Origin of the sequence: Bacillus sp. AFS012607, from assembly GCF_002558005.1 — a bacterium.
Classification (GTDB): domain Bacteria; phylum Bacillota; class Bacilli; order Bacillales; family Bacillaceae_G; genus Bacillus_A; species Bacillus_A thuringiensis_S.
In genome coordinates, this window is sequence record NZ_NTVM01000043.1 from 1 (window position 1) to 5,688 (window position 5,688).

Below are 5,688 nucleotides of genomic sequence, written 5' to 3' on the forward strand. Positions count from 1 at the left end.
TTGTGTTTTTTCAAACTTTGTAACAGAACCCTATTAAGTTATTTATGTTATTTGAACAATTCATGACTAAGTTATAAATCAAAAATTTTCATGTTATGGTTATTTCAAAGAAGAGAGTTTAAGAACTTATCTAATAATACTCCGAGCAATAGATGGCTAATCAATGATAAAGGAGGAGATTAAATTGAGAATTGCTGTAATTGGAGCGATGGAAGAGGAAATCTATATTTTGCGTAACAAATTAGAACAAGCAGAAACAGAAACGATTGCAGATTGTGAATTTACGCGAGGACTATTAGCAGGCCATGAAGTAATCTTGTTAAAGTCTGGTATTGGTAAAGTAAATGCAGCGATGTCAACAACGATTTTATTAGAAAGATATAAGCCTAAAAAAATAATTAATACAGGTTCTGCTGGTGGATTCCATCATTCCTTAAACGTTGGAGATATAGTTATTTCAACAGAAGTTCGTTATCATGATGTAGATGTAACAGCATTTAACTATGAACATGGTCAAATACCGGGCATGCCGCCTGGATTTAGGGCTGATGAAGCACTAGTTGCATTAGCTGAAAAATGTATGCAAGCAGAAAATAATGTTCAAGTTGTAAAAGGTATGATTGCAACAGGAGATTCATTTATGAGTGATCCAAACCAAGTTATGGCAATTTGTGATAAATTTGAAAATCTTTATGCAGTAGAAATGGAAGCGGCTGCTGTAGCACAAGTATGCTATCAATATAAAGTTCCTTTTGTTATTATTCGTGCCCTTTCTGATATTGCTGGTAAAGAATCAAATGTTACATTTGATCAATTTTTAGATCGAGCAGCTCTTCATTCTACAAATTTTATTATAAAGGTATTAAAAGAATTAAAATAGTAGAATCACAGGGCAATCTTTTCAAAAAAGAGAAAACCTTTCATAGCTCAGGATATTCATCATCATGTGAAAATAATAATTAAAATAGAATTATAAATTCCTCAAGAATTTTCCAGCTATAAACTCTATTGATTTACAGCAAGCATTACTGATTTTATAACCTGTTACCAACCAAAAATTCAATTAATATACATCTGAATTATTCAATGTTAATGAGAAAGGATCGTGTTATCTCTTATGTGTATTAATCAACAAAAACTAATAACGCGTGTTCTAAGTGTACCAAGACCCAGAGCACCATTTGAACGAACTACCATTGAACGAAGAGACTTAAGACCGCATGACGTCTTAATAAACATCAAATTTAGTGGTATTTGTCACTCAGACATTCATAGTGCACATGATGATTGGGGGGGCGGAATTTTTCCAATGGTTCCTGGTCATGAAATCACTGGAATTGTCACCGAAGTAGGAACAGAAGTTAAAAAATTTAAAGTTGGCGATCGTGTTGGCGTTGGTTGCTTTGTTGATTCTTGCGGACAATGTGAATATTGTCTCCGCGGTGATGAGCAATATTGCACAAAAGGCATTATTCAAACATATAATTCATTGGACTATGATAATAATCCAACATACGGTGGATATAGTACAAAAATAGTCGTAACAGAAGATTTCGTTATTAATATTCCAGAAAATTTGAACTTAGATACAGCAAGCCCACTATTGTGTGCAGGCATTACTACATATTCTCCATTAAAACACTGGAACGTAAATTCTGGAAAGAAAGTAGCAATCGTGGGAATGGGGGGTCTCGGTCATCTAGCAATCCAATTTGCGCATGCCTTGGGTGCTGAAGTAACAATGTTAAGTCGATCTTTAAATAAAAAAGAAGAAGCCCTGGGCTTTGGGGCAGATTATTATTTTGCAACTAATGACCCTTCTACATTTACTAAACTAGCCGGTCATTTCGATTTCATCTTAAACACAGTGTCTGCAAATTTAAATATGGATGACTATTTATCTCTACTTAGCACAGATGGAACACTTGTAAATGTTGGCGTACCAGCTGATCCGAGTCAATACAATGCATTTTCTTTAATCATGGGTCGTCGTAGTATTGCCGGTTCACTCGTTGGCGGAATTCGAGAAACACAAGAAATGATTAATTTTGCCGCTCAACATGGAATTACCCCAAAAATTGAGATAATTAGTGCTAATCAAATAAGCGAAGCATATGAGCGAGTTCTTAATAGTGAGGTACGTTATCGATTTGTTATTGATATATCTACCCTTTAATACTTTTAATATAGATAGGAATACTTGCTCCCACAGTAAAATCCCCTTTATTATTTAATAAATAATGAACAGTCTAAAATTCTATTGATTTTGTAAAGTGTCACTTGATATATCTAATACACTTACAATAAAATTATTTTTCTTCTATACAAATAAAGACGGAATCTTTAACTAGACTCCGTCTTTATTTGTATTATTAATTATAATAATGACTGATCATACAGGATTTCCTTGTATATATTTATATTTAATTACTGGTGAAACTCTGCAAAAAAATTTATTTTTGCAATTTTTTTGCAAGCCCATCTAATAAAACTGGTACATCACTACGTTCCATTATTACCTCAATAAAAATTAAATGATTTACTGCATGAGATGCTTGTAATAAGGCCTCTTCGAATTCCTCTTCATCGCATACTTTCATTATTAAAATATTCTCTTCGTCTAAAGTTAGACATTTAGCAAATTGGCAATAATCCCACATTTGTAAGTCATTATATTTTTGGAATTCCCCTTGTATGATTCGCTCGGTGGTATAACCATCATTATTTAATAAGAATATAATTGGGGTCAATCGCTCTCGTATTATAGTAGATAATTCTTGGCTTACCATTTGAAATGCTCCATCGCCTATAAACAATATATTTCTTTGATTTACATCTGCCAATTGTGCTCCTAATAAAGCCGGTAAAGTGTACCCTATCGATCCCCATAATGGCTGTCCAATAAACCTACATTTTGATGGTAATGGTATCATCGTAGCGCCATAGAATGCTGTCCCTTGATCTGCAAGTATTACGTCTTCTGATTGAAGAAAATGATAAATCTGATTCCAAAAATATCTTTGAGAAATCAATTTATTTTTTTGACCTCTACATTTTACTGTCATATCAATAGATTGAGAAAGGAATGAATTAATTTGTAACGGTACGGAATTTACCTTTGAATAGAACAACGAAATTAATCTCTGTAATACATCTTTTAACTCACAGTTTATATTTATGCCCATTTCTCTCTTTATTTTTATCTGACCTTGATTAATTTCAATTGTATTTCTATCCGAAAATCGATGTGAAAACCCTCCCGTAGTTAAGTCTGTTAATTGGACACCTATGCTCATAATACAATCTGAATTATCAATCCGTTCCCTTACATATGGTTGACTTAAATCTCCATTGTAAATTCCAATAAATTGAGGATGTCTTTCATCGACAATTCCCTTACCTCTACTTAATGTTGCTATTGGAAAACCTGTTATTGTCATTAGTTCCTTTAATTCCTTCTCTAACTGATATCGATTCACTTCATAATCGGCTAATATGATAGGGTTCTTTGACCCTTCAACCACTGTCAAAATTTTTTCTAAAACCCACTCAATTTCTGTAATGTTATTTGTTTTTTCCTGCATTAACAGCTTAGCTTTAGGTTTATCTATTGGTTGTTTAACCACATTAACTGGAAAATTTATATATACAGGACACTTTTCAAACCAACAATAGGATAATACACGATCTATTTCTTCTGCTGCGTTTTCAACGGTTAAAAAAGCTTGAGCCGCTGTGATTTGTTGAAAAATTTTCGAAAAATGATCAAAAATTCCATCCCCTAATGTATGATGAACAGCTAAATCTGTTTCCATAATATCAGTATGTGGTGCTCCAGTGATTTTCACTACTGGAACTTTTTCAGCATAGGCACCAGCGATTCCATTCACCGCACTCAATTCCCCAACCCCAAAAGTTGTTACTACTGCTCCAATTCCCTTCATGCGTGCATATCCATCAGCTGCATAAGCAGCATTTAACTCATTACAAGTACCAATCCAATCTATTTCTTCATGATTAATTACATCATCTAAAAATGTAAGATTATAATCTCCGGCTACCCCAAAGACGTGACAAACTCCTAATTCATGTAATCTGTCTAACAAATACATGCCTATAGTATAAATCTTGAACACCTCATTTCATAAAATCTTTCACCAGTACTGTGTCTATAACCATCGTTTTCTCCCTTTACGAAAAGACAAAACTCTTAGTTTAGAATTCAAATTTCTATATAAAAATCAACTCAAAATAAAATCCAAGACAAATTTAACAAAATAGTTGGATTTGTCTTGGATTTTTTTGAAATAATTCAAGAAATGAACACTTCTTGAACTTTGGGAAATCTCATAGAAACAACTTTTAAATAGCCACCGCTTCAACAATTGAAACATAGCTACCAGTATCGATAACACGATTTAACTTTAAGTCTGCTCCAGCTAATAATTGACGAAGTTCCTCTTCTGTACGTTCCCGTCCTCCATCAAAAATTGTCATAACTAATAAATCCAGTAGTTTTCCTGCATGTGGGATATTCCCTGGTGGGATAACTGGGTCCATAATAAGTACTCGACCACCTGGAGCCATTGCTTCTCGGCAACTTCTTAAAATACGAGTTGCTTGCTCATCTGGCCAATCATGCATAATGTATTTGATTACATAGATATCTCCACTTGGACATGATTTGAAAAAATCGCCTGATTGGAGCTCCCAACGTGTGTCATCACCTAGCTCTCCTAGTCGATGTCTCTCCAAAACCTGCGGACGATCGAATAAGATACCACGAAGAGTAGGGTTTTTCTGTAATATCTTTAGTAATAAACCACCGAAACCACCGGCGATATCAACAACTGTTGATCCTTCTGAAAAATCATAACTGCGCACAAGGAGCTCATTTTCAATTTGCGACATTGACGACATACCACTATGAAAATCTTCAGAAGATGGCCCTTTTTCATTCCAGTACTCCCAGAAGGTCGTTCCATAAATCTGTTTAAAAGGAGGGACACCACGAACGCCTTGGGCAATCTCACCACTCGGACGCCAAAACGTTTCATCAGTAAGCATTAGCACTGCTGAACGTAATGATACAGTTGCGTCTGTACGTAAATATTCAGCTGCTTTAGTTAACTCATACTGTCCGTTTTCTTTTTCATGGAATATTCCACGACTAGCTAGTAAACGAAGCACACGATGAAGTCTTTGTCCATCGGCTTTAGTAGCATTTGCTAATTCATTAATAGTCTTCGGTCCATCAACAAGATGATCAGCAACTCCTAGAAGAGTAACGGCGCGAATTGCAGACGGATAGGCATACCCCATTGTTTCCTCCAATAAGAATAAAGCAGCCGCCTCACTATCAGAAATGATTTGTTTCTTTTCTTTAGGTTCTAACATACTCATAACAACCTCCTTGGAATTTATTAAAATAGATTATTTAATTATTAAAACATATCATTCAATATACTTAATAATTTGATTTTTCGTATCTAAATCTATTTTATCCCCCCTTTCACCGTTTAAATTTTACGATTAGAACTAAATAATAAAACTAACCAATAAATATATGCCATCTACTTTCCTTTCTTTTGCATATACTATTTAATTTTAAGTATAAATACAAATAAACTTAAAGTCTTATAAGTCTATTTATATTTGTTGGAAAATTAGGTTCTGTTGCAAAGTTTG

Annotated in this window: 4 protein-coding genes; 2 read left to right on the forward strand and 2 right to left on the reverse strand. The window is 34.0% G+C overall.

What is annotated here, in order from left to right:
• Positions 1-184 precede the first annotated feature (184 nt).
• Entirely contained in the window at positions 185-880 is a 696-nt protein-coding gene (gene mtnN, locus CN409_RS29180) for a 5'-methylthioadenosine/S-adenosylhomocysteine nucleosidase (RefSeq protein WP_097892211.1), read from the forward strand.
• Positions 881-1,117: 237 nt separating this feature from the next.
• A complete protein-coding gene (locus CN409_RS29185) occupies positions 1,118-2,176 on the forward strand; it encodes an NAD(P)-dependent alcohol dehydrogenase (protein WP_097892217.1) in 1,059 nt (352 codons plus the stop codon).
• A 277-nt stretch (positions 2,177-2,453) separates the two neighbouring features.
• Here the strand turns inward: CN409_RS29185 and CN409_RS29190 are convergent, their stop codons facing one another.
• Together CN409_RS29190 and CN409_RS29195 are read right to left on the reverse strand one after the other, a co-directional pair.
• Positions 2,454-4,112, reverse strand: coding sequence for an alpha-keto acid decarboxylase family protein (locus CN409_RS29190; protein ID WP_422851046.1), 1,659 nt, complete (start codon positions 4,110-4,112; stop codon positions 2,454-2,456).
• Positions 4,113-4,362: 250 nt separating this feature from the next.
• The gene (locus tag CN409_RS29195; protein WP_205684609.1) at positions 4,363-5,403 is read right to left on the reverse strand and encodes a methyltransferase; all 1,041 of its coding nucleotides are present in this window, start codon (positions 5,401-5,403) and stop codon (positions 4,363-4,365) included.
• Between the last annotated feature and the right edge of the window lie 285 nt (positions 5,404-5,688).

Bases quoted from the DNA above. Each gene is read 5' to 3' on its own strand.
- CN409_RS29185 (WP_097892217.1), top strand. From the start codon at position 1,118: ATGTGTATTAATCAACAAAAACTAATAACGCGTGTTCTAAGTGTACCA.
- CN409_RS29190 (WP_422851046.1), bottom strand. From the start codon at position 4,112: ATGTATTTGTTAGACAGATTACATGAATTAGGAGTTTGTCACGTCTTT.
- CN409_RS29195 (WP_205684609.1), bottom strand. From the start codon at position 5,403: ATGAGTATGTTAGAACCTAAAGAAAAGAAACAAATCATTTCTGATAGT.